The sequence below is a fragment of the Nannocystis bainbridge genome (genome assembly GCF_028368995.1).
In the GTDB taxonomy this organism is placed as follows: domain Bacteria; phylum Myxococcota_A; class Polyangia; order Nannocystales; family Nannocystaceae; genus Nannocystis; species Nannocystis bainbridge.
The window spans coordinates 72,501-90,837 of the sequence record NZ_JAQNDL010000005.1; the positions used below are offsets into that span (position 1 = coordinate 72,501).

General features: G+C 71.6%; 13 protein-coding genes (1 of these 13 running past the window's edge). 9 read left to right on the forward strand and 4 right to left on the reverse strand.

All coding sequences use genetic code 11. The annotated features are described in order from the left end of the window. Positions 1-561, forward strand: the 3' portion of a protein-coding gene (locus POL25_RS40685) for a peptidylprolyl isomerase (RefSeq protein ID WP_272091814.1). 309 nt of this gene lie to the left of the window's left edge; the window shows 561 of its 870 coding nt (coding positions 310-870); the start codon falls outside the window, past its left edge; the stop codon is at positions 559-561. 660 nt (positions 562-1,221) lie between these two features. Here POL25_RS40685 and lon read toward each other — a convergent pair. From lon to POL25_RS40700, 3 genes are all read right to left on the reverse strand, one after another. Next, a complete protein-coding gene (lon, locus tag POL25_RS40690) occupies positions 1,222-3,690 on the reverse strand; it encodes an endopeptidase La (protein WP_272091815.1) in 2,469 nt (822 codons plus the stop codon). Between the two features lie 153 nt (positions 3,691-3,843). Then, the gene (locus tag POL25_RS40695) at positions 3,844-4,959 is read right to left on the reverse strand and encodes a hypothetical protein (RefSeq protein ID WP_272091816.1); all 1,116 of its coding nucleotides are present in this window, start codon (positions 4,957-4,959) and stop codon (positions 3,844-3,846) included. Beyond that, a complete protein-coding gene (locus POL25_RS40700; protein ID WP_272091817.1) occupies positions 4,956-5,642 on the reverse strand; it encodes an HAD family hydrolase in 687 nt (228 codons plus the stop codon). Before POL25_RS40700 ends, POL25_RS40695 begins: the two co-directional genes overlap by 4 nt. A gap of 49 nt (positions 5,643-5,691) precedes the next feature. Here POL25_RS40700 and POL25_RS40705 point away from each other — a divergent pair, with 49 nt between their 5' ends. The 4 genes from POL25_RS40705 (at position 5,692) to POL25_RS40720 (ending at position 12,433) form a co-directional block, all read left to right on the forward strand. Next, positions 5,692-7,575: a PAS domain-containing hybrid sensor histidine kinase/response regulator family protein gene (locus POL25_RS40705; protein WP_272091818.1), complete on the forward strand. Its 1,884-nt coding sequence runs from the start codon at positions 5,692-5,694 to the stop codon at positions 7,573-7,575. Positions 7,576-8,051: 476 nt separating this feature from the next. Then, positions 8,052-10,877: a PAS domain-containing hybrid sensor histidine kinase/response regulator gene (locus POL25_RS40710; protein WP_272091819.1), complete on the forward strand. Its 2,826-nt coding sequence runs from the start codon at positions 8,052-8,054 to the stop codon at positions 10,875-10,877. Positions 10,878-10,945: 68 nt separating this feature from the next. Continuing rightward, positions 10,946-11,731, forward strand: coding sequence for a TrmH family RNA methyltransferase (locus tag POL25_RS40715; RefSeq protein ID WP_272091820.1), 786 nt, complete (start codon positions 10,946-10,948; stop codon positions 11,729-11,731). A gap of 3 nt (positions 11,732-11,734) precedes the next feature. After that, entirely contained in the window at positions 11,735-12,433 is a 699-nt protein-coding gene (locus tag POL25_RS40720) for a sterol desaturase family protein (RefSeq protein ID WP_272091821.1), read from the forward strand. Positions 12,434-12,454: 21 nt separating this feature from the next. On the opposite strand, the gene POL25_RS40725 is transcribed toward POL25_RS40720, so the two are convergent. Continuing rightward, positions 12,455-13,918: an FG-GAP repeat domain-containing protein gene (locus tag POL25_RS40725; protein ID WP_272091822.1), complete on the reverse strand. Its 1,464-nt coding sequence runs from the start codon at positions 13,916-13,918 to the stop codon at positions 12,455-12,457. Positions 13,919-14,084: 166 nt separating this feature from the next. Here POL25_RS40725 and POL25_RS40730 point away from each other — a divergent pair, with 166 nt between their 5' ends. The 4 genes from POL25_RS40730 (at position 14,085) to POL25_RS40745 (ending at position 18,319) form a co-directional block, all read left to right on the forward strand. Then, a complete protein-coding gene (locus tag POL25_RS40730) occupies positions 14,085-15,023 on the forward strand; it encodes a zinc metalloprotease (RefSeq protein WP_272091823.1) in 939 nt (312 codons plus the stop codon). A 204-nt stretch (positions 15,024-15,227) separates the two neighbouring features. After that, positions 15,228-16,526, forward strand: coding sequence for a vWA domain-containing protein (locus tag POL25_RS40735; RefSeq protein ID WP_272091824.1), 1,299 nt, complete (start codon positions 15,228-15,230; stop codon positions 16,524-16,526). A 450-nt stretch (positions 16,527-16,976) separates the two neighbouring features. Then, positions 16,977-17,684, forward strand: coding sequence for a hypothetical protein (locus POL25_RS40740; protein ID WP_272091825.1), 708 nt, complete (start codon positions 16,977-16,979; stop codon positions 17,682-17,684). Positions 17,685-17,716: 32 nt separating this feature from the next. Then, complete coding sequence (locus POL25_RS40745) at positions 17,717-18,319, forward strand: hypothetical protein (protein WP_272091826.1); 603 nt, start codon at positions 17,717-17,719, stop codon at positions 18,317-18,319. Positions 18,320-18,337: the final 18 nt, after the last annotated feature.

Here is an 18,337-nt window from a genome sequence, read left to right on the forward strand (position 1 = left end):
ACCCTCGAGCAGGCGCTCGCTGGCGACGAGGCGCTCGTCGACAAGTCGAAGGGCAAGCTGTTCGCCACCCTCGACACCACGATGGGCCCGATCCGCTGCGAGTTGTTCGAGGACCAGGTGCCCAAGACGGTCGCCAACTTCGTCGGCCTCGCCCGCGGCGTGCGGCCCTACTACGTCAAGAAGGACGACACCTGGAAGACGGGCAACTTCTACGACGGCACCCTGTTCCACCGCGTGATCCCCGGCTTCATGCTGCAGGGCGGTGACCCGCTCGGCACCGGCACCGGCGGCCCCGGCTTCCTCATCGTCGACGAGTTCGACAAGACGCTGCGCCACACCGGCGCCGGCATCCTGTCGATGGCCAACCGCGGCCCCAACACCGGCAGCTCGCAGTTCTTCGTCACCGTCGCGGCCACCCCGCACCTCGACAACAAGCACGCGGTGTTCGGCAAGTGCGACAGCAAGAACGCGATCGAGATCAGCAAGGTCAAGACCCGCGCCGACCGCCCGCTCGACGACGTGAAGATCAACAAGGTCACGTTCGAGCGCGCCAAGAAGTGAGCTGACCTTCCGGACATGGCCGCCGGGACCTGCGCCTTGCGACAGGTCCTTGCGGCCATGTTTTTGCCTGGGCTCGCGGGTGCAGCGAGCCGGGCCGACGTGACGGCCCGCCCTGTTCTTTTCGCCAGGTCCTCGAGTCTCGTCGCGCACGCCGGCCTGGAAGAGGCGCAACGGACATGTCCGAGGAGACATGGCTGTCAATGCCTCTTGCGACATGTCCGATGACACATGTCACGCCGGCGCCCTCGCGCGTCGAGGACTTGTTCCCCGCAAGCCCGAACGGCGAGCCGGCGGGACGCGCATCTCGGGAGCTCGCCCCGCTGCCTCGCACGCGGCGCGTGCTTGCTTCACGAACAGCGAAGCGGCCGGGACTCGCGTCCCGACGGCTCCTCGTTCAGCGGCTGCGCCCGTGCTCGCCTCGTGAACAGCGAAGCCGCCGGGACTCGCTCAGCAACTCTGCCCGTGCTCGCGTCATGAACAGCGAAGCCCGCCGGGACTCGCTCAGCAACTCTGCCCGTGCTCGCGTCATGAACAGCGAAGCCCGCCGGGACTCGCGTCTCGACGGCTCCGCGCCTCCGCGCGGCCCGTGCTTGCTCTCCTGAACGGCGAAGCCGCCGGGACTCGCGCCCCGACGGCTCCTCGTTTCAGCGCCTTGGCGCCTCAGTGCGGCCCGTGCTCGCTCTCGTGGGCGGCGCGGTCCTTGCGGCGGCGCTCGTCGAGGTACTGCGCCACCGCGCGCCAGTCGGCCGGGCCGGCGACGAGCTCGCCCGACATGAACTTGCGGAACGGCGCGTTCGGGTGGTCTTCCGGCGGCATCGAAAGGGCCGCGCGGAGCACGTCGTCGATCGTGTCGGCGAGCTTGATCTCCAGCGCCTTGAGCACGTTCTTCGGCACGTCCTGGAGGTCCTTCTCGTTGTCGCGCGGGCAGATGACCGTCTTCATGCCGCCGCGGAAGGCCGCGAGCAGCTTGTCCTTGAGCCCGCCGATCGGCAGCACCTTGCCGCGCAGGTTGATCTCGCCCGTCATCGCCACGTCCTTGCGCACGGGCACCTGCAGCAGCGCGCTGACCAGCGAGGTGACGATCGTGACGCCCGCCGAGGGGCCGTCCTTGGGCACCGCGCCCTCGGGGAAGTGGACGTGGAAGTCGATGTGCTCGTAGAAGTCGGGCTCGAGGCCGAACGACAGCGAGCGCGAACGGACGTAGGTGACCGCCGCCTGGGCCGACTCCTGCATGACCTCGCCGAGCTTGCCGGTCAGCGTCACCTTGCCCTTGCCGGCCGACACCGTGACCTCGGCGGGCAGCAGGTCGCCGCCGAAGATCGTCACCGCCAGGCCGTTCGTCATGCCGATCTGGTCGTTGGTCTCGGCGACGTTGTAGCGGAACTTCTGCGGCCCCAGGAGGCGCTGGACCATGCGTACGTCGACCTTGTACGCCTTCTTCTTCTTGCCCTCCTTGATGAACTCGCGGGCCAGCTTGCGGAGCACCGAGCCGACGGCGCGCTCGAGGTTACGGACCCCGGCTTCCTTCGTGTAGTGATGGATGAGCTCGCCGACCGCCTGGTCGGTGAACGTGACCTCGACCGTCGACAGGCCGTTGGCCTCGAGCTGCTTCGGGATGAGGTACTGGCGGCAAATCTTGCCCTTCTCCTCGTCCGTGTAGCCCGTGAGCTCGATGATCTCCATGCGGTCCTGCAGCGGCAGCGGGATCGAGTGCAGCGAGTTCGCGGTGCACAGGAACAGCACGTCGCTGAGGTCGTAGTCGAGGTCGAGGAAGTGGTCGACGAAGGCCTGGTTCTGCTCGGGGTCGAGGACCTCGAGCATCGCCGCCGACGGGTCGCCGCGGAAGTCCATCGAGATTTTGTCGATCTCGTCGAGCAGGAACACCGGGTTGGCGGAGCCGGCCTTGCGCAGGCCCTGGATGATCTTGCCCGGCATCGCGCCGATGTAGGTGCGCCGGTGGCCGCGGATCTCGGCCTCGTCGCGCACGCCGCCGAGCGACACGCGGACGAACTTGCGGTTGGTCGCTCGCGCGACGCTCTTGGCCAGCGAGGTCTTGCCGACGCCGGGCGGGCCGACGAGGCACAGGATCGGGCCCTTGAGCTTCGGCACCAGCGAGCGCACCGCGAGGTACTCGATGATGCGCTCCTTCGGCTTCTCGAGCCCGTAGTGGTCCTGGTCGAGGATCTTCTCGGCCTCGTCGACGTCGAGCTTCTCGACGGTGCGCTCGTCCCACGGCAGCGCCAGCACGGTGTCGATGTAGTTGCGCACGACCGTCGCCTCGGCGCTCATCGGGCTCATCATCTTGAGCTTGCGCAGCTCCTTCTTGAGCCGGTCGGTCGCCTCGGCCGACATCTTCTTGCGGCGCACCTTCTCCTCGAGCTCCGCGATCTCGTTCTTGAACTCGTCTTGCGAGCCGAGCTCCTTCTGGATCGCCTGCATCTGCTCGTTGAGGTAGTACTCCTTCTGGTTCTTCTCCATCTGCTTCTTGACGCGCGTCCGGATCTTCTTCTCTACCTGGAGAATCTCGATCTCGTTCTGCATCAGCTCGTAGAGCTTCTCCAGGCGCGCCCGGACCGACTCGGTCTCGAGCAGCTCTTGCTTGGCCGACAGCTTGAAGTTGACGTGCGCGGCGATCGTGTCGGCCATGCGCGACGGGTTGTCGATGCTCGCCACGCTCGCGGCCAGCTCCGGCGGCACGCGCTTGTTGAGCTTGACGTAGTTCTCGAAGGTCGCCTGCACCGAGCGCATCAGCGCCGCTAGCTCGGGCTCCTCCTCGACGGTCACGGCGCTCGGCTCGACGACGTCGACCTCGACCAGGAAGTACTTGTCGTGGTCGATGTAGCGCCCGATCTTCGCCCGGCTCTTGCCCTCGACCAGCACCTTGACGGTGCCGTCGGGCAGACGCAGCAGCTGGATGATGCTGCCGATCGTGCCGAAGGTATGGATGCCGTCAGGCCGGGGATCGTTGACCTTGGCCTTCTTCTGCGCGCAGAGCAGGATGCTCCGGTCGCTGGCCATGGCCTCTTCGAGGGCGTTGATCGACTTCTCGCGCCCGACGAAGAGCGGCACGACCTCGTGCGGGAAGACGATGAGCTCGCGGAGCGGGAGAAGCGGGATCTTGCGTGCCATGAAGGAGCCTGGCGGCAAACCTAGCATCCGGGCCAGGTGGGGTCAAACACCGCGCGTGCGCTGCCCCCCGCGGCACCGCGCGGCGCGACTTGATGACCGATGTGTGTGTCTCCAACGAGTCCGATCGGTCGGCCTCGTCCCGTGAGGGCTCGCTCACCCGCTCGGCGCGATGAACCACCGCCACAGCCGCGCGAGCGTGGCGCCGACGAGCACGCCCCAGGGCAGGCCAGGCGCGCCCGTGACGGCCAGCGCCAGCGCGACGATCTCGACGCGGACGTCGCTGTGCGACCACGCCGGCAGACTCGCGCCGAGTCGCGCCGCGAACGCGTCGGCGCTCGGCAATTCGAAGCGCGGTCGCTCGCCGCGCAACACGTCGCGCGCGTGGGCCAGCGACAGGAACGCCGCGAAGGCGCCGCAGCCGAGCAGCACCAGGCCGGCGACGCTCGAGCGACCCGCTTCGGCGACCAGCGCGTAGGTCAACGCGGCGACGTAGGCCGCGTGCCCGAACGGTCGCACCGCGGGCGCGAGCCACTGCACGTCGGCCGCGCCCCCACGCCCGCGGACCAGTCGCGCGAGCGCGGGCACGACGGCCGCGAGCTGCACCCCGATGCAGAGCAGCGCGGCCCCGAGGACGATCCCGAGCCGGCCACCGAGCAGAGCGGCAGGCCCGGCGAGGACCGCCATCACCGTCGCCGCGAGCTCGATCTGACCCAGCGGACGACCGCTGTCGGCCAGCCGACTCACGATCGCGCGCAGCCACCCCGAAGCGCCCGCGGCGCCCTCGACAGCGTCGCCGCGATCGCTCCAGATCACAGCCTCGAGCCGCGGCCGATCTTCGCGATACACGAAGCGCGCGAGATCTGCGGGCCCGCGCGCGGCCGGCCAAGGCAGCTCCTCCGCGATCGGCAGCTCGGCCGGCACGCACGCGAGGTGACCGGTGAACCACGCACTCGGACGTCCGAGCCCGTCGCCGAGCGAGTAACCCTCGTCGGCCGCGAGCGGCTGCTCGGCCAGCGCGCGCAGCAACGGCTCGGCGATCACCGCGCTCTCGAACGCCAGCAACGCCGGGGCAGCGATCGGTTCCCCTGACGACACGACCCTCGCGCCATGTACGATCGAACATGTCCCCGGGGCCAGGAGCACCTCGGCGAAGCCGGCGCGGCGGGCGGCGTCGGCGAGGCGCGACGCGGTGGTGGTGCCGAGCACCGGGCGGGCGAGGTCGACCCGCGCCTCGGCGTCGGGCATCAGCACGAGGACCGGCGCGCTCACGGCTGCATCACCGCCGCGAGGTCGGCGAGCTGCAGGCCGGCGAGGCCGGGGACCACGCGATGGGCCGCGTGCTGCCGCTGGTGCCCCGGCTGGCCCTCCGGCGGGTTGGCCGCCGCCGTCGCCAGCACGCGCATCCCGGCCGCGAGCCCGGCCGCGATCCCGGCCTCGCTGTCCTCGACCACGAGGCAGCGCTCCGGCGCCGCGCCGAGTCGCTCGGCGGCCAGCGCGTAGCCCTCCGGCGACGGCTTCCCGTGGCGCACGTCCTCGGCGCCGACGTAGAAGCGCAGCAGCTCCCCGACCTCGAGCACTGCCAGCGCCTGCACGATCTCCGGGCGTGCCGACCCGCTCACGATCGCCACCGCCATGCCCGCGGCGTGGGCCAGAGCGACCAGCTCGCGCGCGCCATCGAGGACGGGAAGCCTCAACCCGGCCGCGAACATCGCGTCCTTCGCCGCCATCGTCCCGGCGAGGACTTCGGCCAGGGTGGTTCCCAGGCGCGCTTCCAACCGCAGTTCTGCGTAGATCTCCTGCCACGCGTGGCCGATCACGAACAGTCGTTCGGACTCGCTGAGCACGAGCCCGCGGCCCGCGCAGAAGCGGACCAGCCCCTCGGTGTGGATGTGTTCGCTGCGGACGAGGGTCCCGTCGAGGTCGAGGAGCAGCGCGTGCGGCAGGCCGATCATGTCGTGACAAGTTACTCGACCTCCGGCCCTGATACACTGTCACCTCCCGATGCCCGACCCCGGCGACGAACGCTGCCTGCCTGCCCTCGCCGCGGCCTTACGGAGCCTCCTGCTCCCTGGCGCGGGCGCGGCCGAGCGGGCGCTCGCGGCCTTCGCCGAGCCGCAGGGCTTCGACTTCGCCGCCTTCCTCGAGCCCAGCGGACTCGGCTTCGCCCCGCGCGGCGTGTGGATGCGCGAGCGCGGGGCCCCGCGGGGCGACGAGCTGCGGCTGCCCCCGCGCTGGCTCGACGCCTTCGCCGAGGGTCGGGTCGTCAGCGCCCCGGCCGGCGAGGTGTCGCCGCCCGAGCTCAAGCCGCTGCGACTGTTCGGCGCCCCGGCCCTGCTGGCCGCCCCCGCGCGCGGCGACGGCCTGGTCGGCGTGCTCCTGTTCGCCGCCTTCGGCCAGCGCTTCACCTGGTCCGAAGGACATGCCCATGCGGCCAGCGCCCTGGCCGCGGCCCTCGCCGCCGCGCTCGTGCGCATCGACGAGACCGCCGCCGTCCTCGACCACCTGCCGCAGCGCATCGCCTGGAAGGACAGCCGCCTGCGCTACCGCGGGGCCAACCGCGCGTTCGCCCGCGCGGCCGGCCTGACCGGCGCCCAGCTGGCCGGCCGCAGCGACCGCGAGTTGGTCCTGCGCCCCGAGCTGTGCGACGGCGGCGAGGTCGCGCGGCGACACGAGCGCGAAGTGCTGCAGAGCGGCCGCCCGCAGCTCGCCCGCATCGAGGCGACCCAGGTCGCCGCCGGCCGCGAGCAGTGGCTCGCCGTCAGCCGGATCCCGCTGACCGGCAGCGACGGCAAGCCCTCGGGCGTGATCGTCGTCAGCGAGGACATCACCGATCGCCTGCAAGCCGCGGCGATGCTGCGCCACGCCGAGCGGACCGGCGCGGTCGCGCGGCTGGCCGCGGCCATGACCGCCGACCTCCGGACCCCGCTGGCCGAGATCGAGAACCTCGCCGACGACGAGCGGGTCCGCAGCGCCGCCCGCAACGCCGGCGACCTCGTGCGCCAGCTCGCCGCCTTCGCCCGCCGCCAGCTCGCCGACCCGGTCGACGTCGCCCCCGCCTCGCTGATCGCCCGCATGGGCAACCTGCTCGGCCGCGTCCTCGGCGACGGCCTCGCGCTCGAGCTCCCGGTCGAGGGCCTGCGCATCGCCGTCCGCGTCGACCCGCGCCAGCTCGAGCTGATGGTCGTGTCCGTCGTCCGCCATGTCCGCTCGTACATGCCCCAGGGTGCCAAGCTGGCGCTCGACGTCGCCCCGCAGACGCTGGGCATCGAGCGCTCGCTCGCGTTCGGCCTGCCTGCTGGCGAGTACGTCCGGATCCGCTTCCTCGCCTACCCGATCGACCCTGGCGGCGCCGACATGAGCGAGACCTTGCGGGCCCGCCTGGTCCTCGCCCAGACCATCGCTCGCCACGGCGGCGGCGCCCTCCGGCTCAACCGCGACGAGTCGAGCTACCGCGCCGGCTCCGACTCGCTGGCGATCGAGGTCGTGCTGCCGCGGGTGTTCAGCCTCCCGCGCGCCATCGACCCGACCCCCGCCGCCGACACCCGCGGCGTCGAGTCGGTGCTCATCCTCGACGACGACCTGCACCTGCGCGGGGCCGTGGCCGCCGTGCTGCGCCAGCTCGGCTACACCGTCCACATCGCCGAGCACCTCGACGAGGCGCTGGCCCAGCAGCGCCAGACCCGGCCGCCGCTGGCCCTGGCGCTGGTCTCGTCCGAGCTGTCGGCCGGCCCCGGCGAGGCCTCCCGCGCGCTGCAGAAGGCCCAGCCCGAGCTGCGCGTGATGGTCCTGTCGCGCCAGGCCGGCGGCGAGGGCGTGGTCGTGTCCGCCAGCTTCGAGGCCCTGGCCGCCCGCGTCCGCCAGGCCCTCGACAGCCGCCCGGGCTGACCTGTCCGCCAGGACATGCCGCTGGGAGCATGTCCGAGAGCACATGCCCGTGAGGACATGTTGCGAAGGGCATGCCCGATCCGACATGTCCGTTCGAGCCGCTCCGCCGAGCCCGCTCCCTCGGCGGCCGCCCGAGCTCCGCGCCCGGGGACTGCGCGCCCGCCACATCGGCGCCCCGGTTCGCGGTCGCGATTCGGGCGGCGTCCGGTCCGCATCGCCGGACTGCGGCCCGAACGACGCGCAGCGGGGCCTGCGCGCCCTTGTGGGCTCGATCCTGTCCCGGAGATCTCCCCGCACGCGCTGCTGGGGTGAGGCGAAAGAACGGCGTATGGAAGCGACCCACGGGCTGTTTGGCGCGCGCGACGCTGCGCGTGGTCGCGGCGACATTTGGTACACCTGGCCTCAGCAACCGGCGATGACGGCGCAGGGGCACACGAGAGTTCGCATTGCCGTGGCGTGACCACTACCTCGCAGCGATGCACGACATCCGCCGGGGCCTCGGCGAGCAGGTCGACCTGCCGGCCCTGGTCGGCTCGATCTTGTGGCACGCCGAGCAGTTCTTCGACGGCAGCGGCGCGGCCTTCTACCTCGCCCAGCCCGAGGGCCTGCGGGCGATCGCCGGCGCCAGCGCGGTGATCCTTTCGCTCGGCGAGAACATCGAGCGCGACGGCCCGGTGATGGAGGTGTGGAGCTCCGGGCAGGCCATGTTGGTCCCGCCCGATCACGAGAGCTCGATGGGCCTCGCCCTCACCCCGGTCGAGACCCACGACCGTCGGCTCGGCGTGATGGTCGTCGGCGGCCTCACCGGCCTGTCGGCCGTCGACGCCATGACGCTGGCCGAGATGACCCCGTTCGCGGGGCTCCTGGCGATCAGCGTCGTCAACGCCGGCCTCTACATCACCGCGCGCCAGGAGCTGGCCGAGCGGCGCAAGGCCGAGGCCGCGCTGCGCGAGAGCGAGGAGCGGTTCCGGACCCTGTTCGAGTACGCCCCCGACGCCATCCTCGTCGTCGACGCCGACACCGGCCTGTTCGTCGATCCCAACGCCAACGCCACCCGGCTCTACGGCCTCTCGCGCGAGGAGCTGCTGTTCGTCGGCCCCGGGATCATGAGCCCGCCGATCCAGCCCGACGGCCGCAACTCGCTCGAGGGCGCGCAGGAGCACGTGCTCGCGGCCATGGCCGGCGAGGCGCCGGTGTTCGAGTGGTACCACCGCAACGGCGCCGGCCACGACATCCCGTGCGAGGTCCGGCTGGTGCGCATGCCGGCGAGCGGCCGCAACCTCGTGCGCGCCAGCGTCACCGACATCACCGAGCGCAAGCGGGCCCAGCAGGCGCTGGCCACCGCCAAGGAGGCCGCCGAGGCCGCCAACGCCGCCAAGGGCACCTTCCTCGCCAACATGAGCCACGAGATCCGCACGCCGATGAACGCCATCATCGGCATGACCGGGCTCCTCCTCGACACCCCGTTGAGCGTCGAGCAGCGCGACTTCGTCGACACCCTGCGCTCCTCGTGCGAGTCGCTGCTGACGATCATCAACGACATCCTCGACTTCTCCAAGATCGAGGCCAACAAGCTCGAGCTCGAGAGCGAGGCCTTCAGCCTGCAGGAGTTCATCGAGGGCGTGGTCGACCTCGTCGCCGCCAGCAAGCTCGGCGACAAGCCGCTCAACATCGCCGTCTCGATCGCCGCCGACGTCCCGCGCCGCCTCGTCACCGACTCCACCCGGCTGCGCCAGATCCTCCTCAACCTCCTCAGCAACGCCGTCAAGTTCACCGCCCACGGCGACATCAGCCTCGACGTCAGCGTCCGCGGCGTGCGGCGCCCGAACGACGGCCCGCCGCGCTACGGCCTGCTGTTCGCCGTCGAGGACACCGGCATCGGCATCCGCGCCGACCGCATGGACCGCCTGTTCCAGAGCTTCAGCCAGCTCGACAGCTCGACCACGCGGCGCTTCGGCGGCACCGGCCTCGGCCTGGCGATCAGCAAGCGCCTGGCCGAGATGCTCGGCGGCACCATGTGGGCCGTCAGCGAGGTCGATCGCGGCTCGACCTTCTACTTCACCATCGACGCCGCCAGCGAGCCCTCGGCCCAGGTGATCGTCGCCGACCACGACGGCCGCTTCCGCGGCAAGCAGCTGCTGCTCGTCGACGCCAGCGGCCCGCAGCGGCGCCTGCTCGCCGGCCACGCCCACGCCTGGGGCCTGCAGACGCTCGCCTTCGCCAGCGCCGCCGAGGCGCTGGCCGGCCTGCGCGAGGTCGCGGTCGACGTCGCCGTCGTCGACACCCTGCTGCCCGACGAGCACTACAAGGAGCTGCTCGAGGCCCTGCGCGGCGCCCATGTCCCGGTGATCCTGCTCGCGCCGATGGCGAGGCGGTCTTTCAAGACAGGTCTCGAAGAACATGACGCATTGGTCAGCAAGCCGATCAAGGGCGCCTCGCTGCTGGCCGCGCTGGCCAGCGCGCTCGGCGACGCCGACGCCCAGCCGAGCCCGCGCATCGAGCTCGGCGCGTCCGAGTTCGACCCGACCCTCGCCGAGCGCCTGCCGCTGCGGATCCTCGTCGCCGAGGACAACGCCACCAACCAAAAGCTCATGCTGCTGATGCTCGAGCGGTTCGGCTACCGGGCCGACTGCGCCTTCCACGGCATCGAGGCGCTCGACGCGATCAGCCGCCACTCCTACGACATCGTCCTGATGGACGTGCAGATGCCGGAGATGGACGGCCTCGAGGCGACCCGGCTGATCCGCCGCAGCGGCGGCCCGCAGCCGCGCATCGTCGCCATGACCGCCAACGCCATGGACAGCGACCGCGAGGCCTGCCTGGCCGCCGGCATGGACGACTACGTCAGTAAGCCGATCCAGATCCGCGAGCTGCGGGCCGCGCTCGAGCGGTCGCGGCGGCCGATCGAAATCCCGCCGCCGCCGCCGCAGCTCGACCCGTCGCTGGTGGCGACGCCGACCGAGATCGAGCGCGAGGCCGCGGCCGGTTACCGCCAGCTGCGCGACCTGCTGGGGGCCGCCACGGCCGACGAGATCGCGGCCCTGTTCTTGCGCGAGGCCGACGAGCTGATGGAGCGCCTGCGCGTGGCCATCGCCGACGGCGACCACGACGGCGTGCGAGAGGCCGCGCACAGCCTCAAGGGCAGCTCGGGCGGCCTGCGGCTGATGAGCCTCCACGCCATCGCCGCCGCCCTCGAGTCCAAGAGCCGCGCCGGCGACCTCCTGCACGCCCCCGTGCTGTTCGGCGAGCTCGAGCGGCAGTACGGGGTCGTCCAGGGCCGCCTGGCCCCGCGCACCGGCTGATCGGGGCCGGGCTCACGAGCGTGCGCGCCGGAGCGCCGGCGCCCGCCTGCTATACCTCCGGCGCCCGCATGCAACGCGACCTCCGAAGCCCCAGGGCTGCCGCCCCGATCACGCCCGAGATGAAGGTCTGCGGCGTCAACGCCTGCCTGGCGCTCGCCGCCCGTCGCCCCGATGACGTCCGTCGTGTCTACGTCCACCCGTCGCGCCTGTCCGTGTTCGGCGCCGTCCTCAAGCGCTGCGCCGAGCGCCGGATCGCCTACCACGTGGTCGAGAACGACGAGCTCGAGCGCATCACCCAATCGGTGCACCACGAGGGCATCTGCTTCATCGCCCGCGAGCGCCCCGCGATCGGCCTCCAGGGCGCGCTGCAGCGGCGCGACCCGACCCGCCCGCGCTGCCTCCTCTACCTCGGCGGCGTCGGCAACCCGCACAACCTCGGCGCCATCGTCCGCGTGTGCGCCCACTTCGACGTCGACGCCGTGCTCGCTGGCGGCCTCGAGACGCACGCCTCGCCGGCCATGCTGCGCACCGCCGAGGGCGGCGCCGAGTTCGTCGACGTCGTGCCCGTCGCCGACGGCACCGGCCCGCTGGTCGTCGCGCGCCGGGCCGGCTTCCGCCTGATCGCCACCGCCGCCCGGGCCAAGCGCTCGCTCTACAGCGCCCCGCTGCCGCCGCGCTCGATCGTCATGCTCGGCGCCGAGGCCGACGGGCTCGCGCCGGCCCTCGTCAACATGGCCGACGACGTCGTCCACATCCCCGGCACCGGCGCGCTCGACAGCCTCAACGTCGCCTGCGCCGCCGCCGTCGTGCTCGGCGAGTTCTGGCGCGTCCACCGGACCCCGGTCGCGGAGTAGCCCGTGGCGCGCCACCCGGTCCTCACCGACGCGCTGCTGGACGCCGCGCTCGGGCCCGAGGCCGAACCTGACCCCAAGGCCAGGTCCCCGCGCTTCTTCCACCGCCCGCTGTACGAGCGCCTGACGCGGGCCCACCCAGCCAGCCCTTATCTGCTGTGGGCCGGCCCGATCGCCGCTTGCCTGGCCTTCGGGACAGCCGCGCACGACCCTCCGCGGCTGCTCCTGCTGCTCGCCGTCGGCTGGCTGGTGTGGACCTTCGTCGAGTACTGGCTGCACCGCGGCTTCTTCCACCTCGCCCCCACCACCCCCGCGCGGCGCGTCACCAGCTTCATCGTCCACCGCCACCACCACGTCGCCCCGAACGACCGCGACCGCCTGGTCGCCACCCCGCTCTACAGCGGCGGCCTGGCCCTGCTGCTGCTCGGCCTCTACGGCCTGATCGCCGGCCCTGACGCCCGCTGGCCGCTGCTCGCCGGCACCCTGCTCGGCTATCTCGCCTACGAGCGGGCCCACCACCTCGCGCACCACGGCCGCCCGCGCACCGCCCTCGGCCGGGCCCTGCGCCGCCGCCACCTGCGCCACCACTTCGCCGACCGCGGGCTCGACTTCGGCATCTCGAGCCCCCTGTGGGACCTGGTCTTTCGCACCTACTCCAAGAGACATGCCCCCGAGGACAGGCCCGATCGGCCATGCCCTCCATGACATGTCTCGATAGACATGTCCTTACGGACCGGACCGCAGCAGCGCCACCGCAGTCTGCTCCGGCCCGCCGGCGATCACGTCCGCCTTGCCGTCGCCGTCGAAGTCGCCGGCCGCCAGCAGCTCGGGCGCCGCGCCGCCGGCCACCGCGTGGCTCTGCACGCACGGACCCTGACCCCCGGCGACGAAGATCACCCGCACCGCGTCTGTCGACCCGGTGACCAGATCGCCGGCCCCGTCGCCGTCGACGTCGGCGACGGGTCCGAGCAGCACCGGCCCTTCGACCCGCAGCTCCGACTGCGGCAGCCCTTGCGACCACCGCGAGAGCAGGTGCTTGCCCTGCGCCTCGCGGTGCCCGAGCACGTCGATCTGCCCGTCGCCGTCGAAGTCACCGGCGACCACGCTCGTCAGCGCCACCAGCCCCGGGCCGAGCAGCTCCTCCCGCAGCGCCAGCCCCTCTCCGTCGACGAACTCGCGGACATCGACCTGCGGCCCGTTCCAGCCGGTGAGCAGCACGTCGAGCCGCGCCTGATCGCCGCCGACCGGCCCGACCGTCGCCTCGAATTTCGTCGTCCCGAGCATCACCGCCCCGAACGCCGCCCCGAAGCCGCCCACGCCGTCGCCCAGGTGCAGCGCCAGCCGCGTGTCCGGATCGTCGTCGCCGCGCGCCAGCAGGTCGGGCCGCCCGTCGCCGTCGAAATCGCCGCTCCACAGCTGCCGCGGCGCGTTGCCCAGCGAGCCCTGGACCGGCGCCGCGAACACGGCGTCCTTGCCGAACAGGAGGCTCAGCGGGCTGACCGGCGCCGCCAGCGACACCGCCAGGTCCAGCGAGCCGTCGCCGTCGAAGTCCGCGATCGCCAGCCGCTGCATGCCCGGATCCAGCTCGGTCGGGAACAGGCCACCCGGCGCGAAGCCCCCGAGCCCGTCGCCGAGCAGCACCTCGACCTGCCCTTGCTCGGGCAGCACCACCACCAGGTCGAGCGCCGCGTCACCGTCGAGGTCGGCCAGCGCCAGCGCCTCCGCCCGCCCCTGCAGCACCACCTTCGACGGCGTCAGCGGCAGCCGCTCGCACAGCGGAATCGCCTCGATCGGCGCGCACCAGCCGGGCGACCCCTGGCATTCGTCGCCGTCGTAGCAATCCTCGTCGCCGTAGCATTCGTAGCCCTGACAGCGCAGCGCCAGATCGCCGCCCGGGAGCGGCACCTCCCGGCAACAACCGACCGCGTCGTAGCACTCGCCCTCGACGCAATACTCGCAGAAACCGTCGCAATCGCCGTCGGACTGGCACTCCGGGGGCGGGCCCGACGTCCCGCTGGTCTCGCTCGTCGACGACGTCGGCGCCGTCGTCCCCGGCTCGGTCGGATCTCCCATCGACGAACCCGGCGAAGAAGTCGAAGTCTGCTCGCCCGCGGTGTCGCCCTGCGGGGGTAGAGGACCACACGCCGTCACCCACACGCCCGCAGCAATCCAGGTCAATCGCGTCTGCATGCCACCGCAGCATCGCACATTCGTCGGAGCGCGCCACGGCCCACGATCCACGGCACAGGCGTGGACCTCTGTGGCCTGCGCGACGCAGGCGCGCCTTCGCTGCTGGCCCGTCCGGCTCCAGTCTGTTTACTCTACGATGGGCCCGTGATCGGGCCACAAGGACCCAATGAAGACCACGACTCTATGGTGCTCGATCCTCGGCCTGTGCGCGTTCGCGTGCGATGTCCCTGATGGTTCCACGCCTGGTGAGGCGCAAGTCGTCGCGCTCGACGACGACGCCCGCGACCTCTGCGAGATGGAAGACGACGCCTGTGCCGACGACCTCGCGGCCGCCGAGGAGGCCGCCCTTCACGGTCGCTGCGGCGTCCATCCGAGCGCCTTCGAGGTCGCGGCCATGGAGGCCGACTTCCTGCACCGCTTCGCCGCCGGCCCCTCGCCGGAGGCCGTGGGTCCGCGGGCCGCGGTCCCGGTGTGGTTCCACGTCCTGCGCAGCAGCTCCGGCGCCGGCGACATCAGCGACGCCCAGATCAACGCCCAGCTCAACCTCCTCAACTCGACCTTCGGCCCGGCCGGCTTCTCGTTCGCGCTCGCCGGCGTCGACCGCACCAACAACAACAGCTGGTACGGCATGAGCCCCGGCTCCTCGGCCGAGAAGCAGGCCAAGACCGCCCTGCGCAAGGGCGGCAAGGAGACCCTCAACATCTATACCGGCAACATCGGTCAGGGTCTGCTCGGTTGGGCCAACTTTCCCTCCTCGTACGCCAGCGACCCCAAGGGCGACGGCGTCGTGATCCTCAACGCCAGCCTCCCCGGCGGCAACGCGGCCCCCTACAACCTCGGCATGACCGGCGTGCACGAGGTCGGCCACTGGATGGGCCTCTATCACACCTTCCAGGGCGGCTGCTCCAAGCAGGGCGACCTCGTCGACGACACCCCCGCCGAGAAGAGCTCCGCGTTCGGCTGCCCTGTCGGCCGCGACACCTGCCCCGCCGCCGGCGTCGACCCGATCCGCAACTACATGGATTACACCGACGATGCTTGCATGACCAATTTCACGGCCGGCCAGGCCACCCGCATGAAGGCCCAGATCGCCACCTACCGCTGATCCCCGGGTCCGGCGCGCGCCTCGGGGCCTGTCGCCCTCAGGCACGCGCCGACCTCGAACCGGCGGACACGCCATTCGCTGTCTCGCCTGAAAGGCCGCGTTCCTCCTGCAAGGTCACGCGGCCTTCGTTGCACCTGCACCGCGCTTGCGTATTGAAAGCCGGGCCCGACCTGTGCTCTACGTGGCGTCGTCGGAGATTGTGTAATGTCGCAACGTAGCCTCGATTTCTTCTGTGCTTGCTCTCTACTCTTGCTCGCCTGCGGCGACTCCGGCGGGGACTCCGGCGGCACCGGCGGCGTATCGGCGTCCGGCGTGACCTCGGCCGGCGGCACCGTCACCGCCACCACCACCGCCACGACTGGCAGCGAGAGCACCACCGGCAACGGCGGCAGCGACTCGACGGCCACCAGCCCGACCACCGGCGAACCGACCACCGGCACCACCGCCCCGGTCGACACCACCGGCCCGGACACCACCAGCACGACCGAGCCCGCCACCAGCGACACCACGTCGACGACCACCACCACCGGCGACGACACCACCACCTCGACGACCGTCGCTTCGACCACCGACGGCACCACCGGCGAGTGCGCCGCCGTCACCGAGACGGCGACCAACAAGAAGCAGCCGGCCGACATCCTGTTCGTCATCGACAACTCGGGCTCGATGGACATGGAGATCGCCAGCGTGCAGGCCAACATGAACCAGTTCTCGGCCAAGATCATCGCCAGCGGCATCGACGTGCACGTCATCGTCGTCTCCGACAACAGCATCTGCGTCGGCGCCCCGCTCGGCTCCGGCAACTGTCCCGCCGACAGCAAGCCGCCGACCTACACCCGCATCAATCAGGGCGTCGGCAGCAACAACGCCCTCCAGCTGGCGGTCAACACCTACCCGCAATACAAGGACAAGCTGCGGCCCGACGCCGCCACCCACGTCGTCGTCGTCACCGACGACAACTCCAACATGGACGCCAACACCTTCGACGCCCAGTTCAAGGCGCTCGAGCCCGGCATGGCCGACTACAAGATGCACGCGATCTGCGGCGCCAAGGGCCCCAGCGACTTCCTGTGGTGCATCCAGAACGCGGTGTGCTGCGCCTTCACGGCCGACGCCGGCGACGTCTACCTCGACCTCATCGCCAGCACCGGCGGCAAGTGGGGCGACCTCTGCCTGCAGAACTTCACCCCCGTGTTCGACGAGCTGTCGACCCAGGTCATCATGGGCGCCACCCTCGCCTGCGAGTGGAGCATCCCCGAGCCGATGGGCGAGCCGATCGACTTCGACAAGGTCAACGTCGAGTTCGACGACGGCACCCCCGAGACCTTCGGCAAGGTCCCGAGCCCCGCCGAGTGCGCCAACGTCAGCGACGGCTGGTACTACGACGACGAGCAGAACCCGACCAAGATCGTCGTCTGCCCGCAGACCTGCACCAAGATCCAGGGCGTCGACGACGCCAAGATCAACATCCAGTTCGGCTGCGAGACCATCATCGCCCAGTGATCCACGACCTGGCCCTTCGGCCATGTGATTTCCGCGATCGCACGCCGCCCCCGATCCCGCCGTCGAAACCGTTCACTCGCTTCCAGGCGCTGTTCGCAGCCCTGGACGGGTTCGGCCGCGACGGCGACTCACGGCGCCCGCGGCCATCGCCGCGCGGGACCAAGCCCGCGACCGCGACGACCTGGCGGACCTCTGCTTCCTCCGCCCTGCCGAACGAGCGGCGCATCACCATCATGCTCGCTCTCCGCGAGCGAATGACCGCGAGTCGGTGGTGAGCCCGACGCGGGCTCGCGACCGACCTCGCCCTCGTCCACCCGGACGGCGAGGAAGGCGCTCTCCTGGCCCGCTCGCCGACGCCGAGCACCTGCTCGACCTCCAGGGCACCCATGGCTGCGCGCCAGCCCCGACCGCCGCCTCCGCCGCGCCGCGTGTCTGGCATGCTTTCGGGCGATGTCCACCTCGCGGCTGCTGGTGCTCGTGCTCGTGCTCGCGGGGCTGCACCTCGGCGTCGACCCGCTCGCCGCCGAGATCGTCGGCACCTTCGGGGCCGTGCTCGCGGCCACTCGCTTCAGCCGCGGCGATCCTCCCCGTCGCCCGTGGCTGCTCCGCGCCGTGGCTCTCGGCCTCGTCGCCCTCGCCCACGCCCTCCAGCGCCTCGACCTCGTCGCCGGCCACCGCCTCGACTACGTCCTCCTGATCGTCGCCAACATCCTCGGCGCCTGCGCCCTGCTCGGCTTCTTGCGCGTCCTTCGTCGCAGCGGCCTCACCATCCCGCTGCGCCGCCGCGAGCGCCTCGTCGCCGTCGTGCTCGCCGGGGCCATCCTCGTCGTGGTCGGCAGGATCCTCGCCGCCCTCGCCCTCGCCTCTCTGCGCGACCTCGCCGTCGCCGTCAGCACGATCTGCGACGCCCTCGTCTTCGCCGCCGCCGCCTTGCTGCTCCGTCATGTCTCGCCGATGCGCGGCGGCCTGGTCGCGCAGCCCTACCTCCTGCTCGCCGTCGACGGCCTGTGCTTCCTCGCGCTCGACCTCGCTCACGCCCTGCAGCCCACGCCTGAGGCTGCCCTCGCCCCTCTGAGCGCCCTCGGCCACGCGGCGGGCGGCGCCGCCGGGTTCGCCCAGGCCGCCCTCGTGCGACGCGGCGCCCGGCCCTCGCGTTGACAGCGACCGCCAGGCCGCGACACGCTCTCTCCATGGCCGACGAGTCCCACGCGCTCGTGCCCACCGAGGGCTCGCGCCTGCCCGATCCCTACGAGCAGCGCTACATGGCCGGCGAGGGCACCGTGCTGTACCGCCACAAGTACAGCGCCCCGTGGCAGCTGCACCTGATCTTCGTCCTCACCATCACCGCGGTGTTCGGCGCCGCGGTGGCCGCCGGCGGCCTCGTGGGTGGCGCGATCGGCATGGCCGTCGGCGCCCCGCTGTTCGGCCTGATGTGGATCCTCTTCTCGGTCCTGCGCGTCACCGTCTCCGAGGGCCACGTCAACGTCCAGTACGGCCTGTTCGGGCCCAAGATCCCCATCTCCGGCATCGAGCAGGCCGAGCTCGTGCAGTACAACTGGCGCCGCTTCGGCGGCTGGGGCATCAAGCGCTCGCTGGCCGGCGAGTGGATCTACAACATGCCCGGCGACGGCGGCCGCGCGGTCCGCATCGTCTGGCGCGACGCTCGTGGCAAGCGCCACGTCACCCACGTCGGCAGCCCGCGCGCCGACGAATTGCTGCAACAGATCGGCCGCGCCCGCGGCGCCCTGCCCGCCGGCGCGAGCCCGGCCGCGCTCGAGCCCGGCGACCCCTGACATATCCCATCGGGCATG

What these genes read in the sequence shown, in the direction of transcription:
- POL25_RS40725 (WP_272091822.1), bottom strand. Translation starts at nt 13,918, where the DNA reads ATGCAGACGCGATTGACCTGGATTGCTGCGGGCGTGTGGGTGACGGCG.
- POL25_RS40710 (WP_272091819.1), top strand. Translation starts at nt 8,052, where the DNA reads ATGCACGACATCCGCCGGGGCCTCGGCGAGCAGGTCGACCTGCCGGCC.
- POL25_RS40730 (WP_272091823.1), top strand. Translation starts at nt 14,085, where the DNA reads ATGAAGACCACGACTCTATGGTGCTCGATCCTCGGCCTGTGCGCGTTC.
- POL25_RS40740 (WP_272091825.1), top strand. Translation starts at nt 16,977, where the DNA reads ATGTCCACCTCGCGGCTGCTGGTGCTCGTGCTCGTGCTCGCGGGGCTG.
- POL25_RS40715 (WP_272091820.1), top strand. Translation starts at nt 10,946, where the DNA reads ATGCAACGCGACCTCCGAAGCCCCAGGGCTGCCGCCCCGATCACGCCC.
- POL25_RS40735 (WP_272091824.1), top strand. Translation starts at nt 15,228, where the DNA reads ATGTCGCAACGTAGCCTCGATTTCTTCTGTGCTTGCTCTCTACTCTTG.
- lon (WP_272091815.1), bottom strand. Translation starts at nt 3,690, where the DNA reads ATGGCACGCAAGATCCCGCTTCTCCCGCTCCGCGAGCTCATCGTCTTC.
- POL25_RS40705 (WP_272091818.1), top strand. Translation starts at nt 5,692, where the DNA reads ATGCCCGACCCCGGCGACGAACGCTGCCTGCCTGCCCTCGCCGCGGCC.
- POL25_RS40745 (WP_272091826.1), top strand. Translation starts at nt 17,717, where the DNA reads ATGGCCGACGAGTCCCACGCGCTCGTGCCCACCGAGGGCTCGCGCCTG.
- POL25_RS40700 (WP_272091817.1), bottom strand. Translation starts at nt 5,642, where the DNA reads ATGATCGGCCTGCCGCACGCGCTGCTCCTCGACCTCGACGGGACCCTC.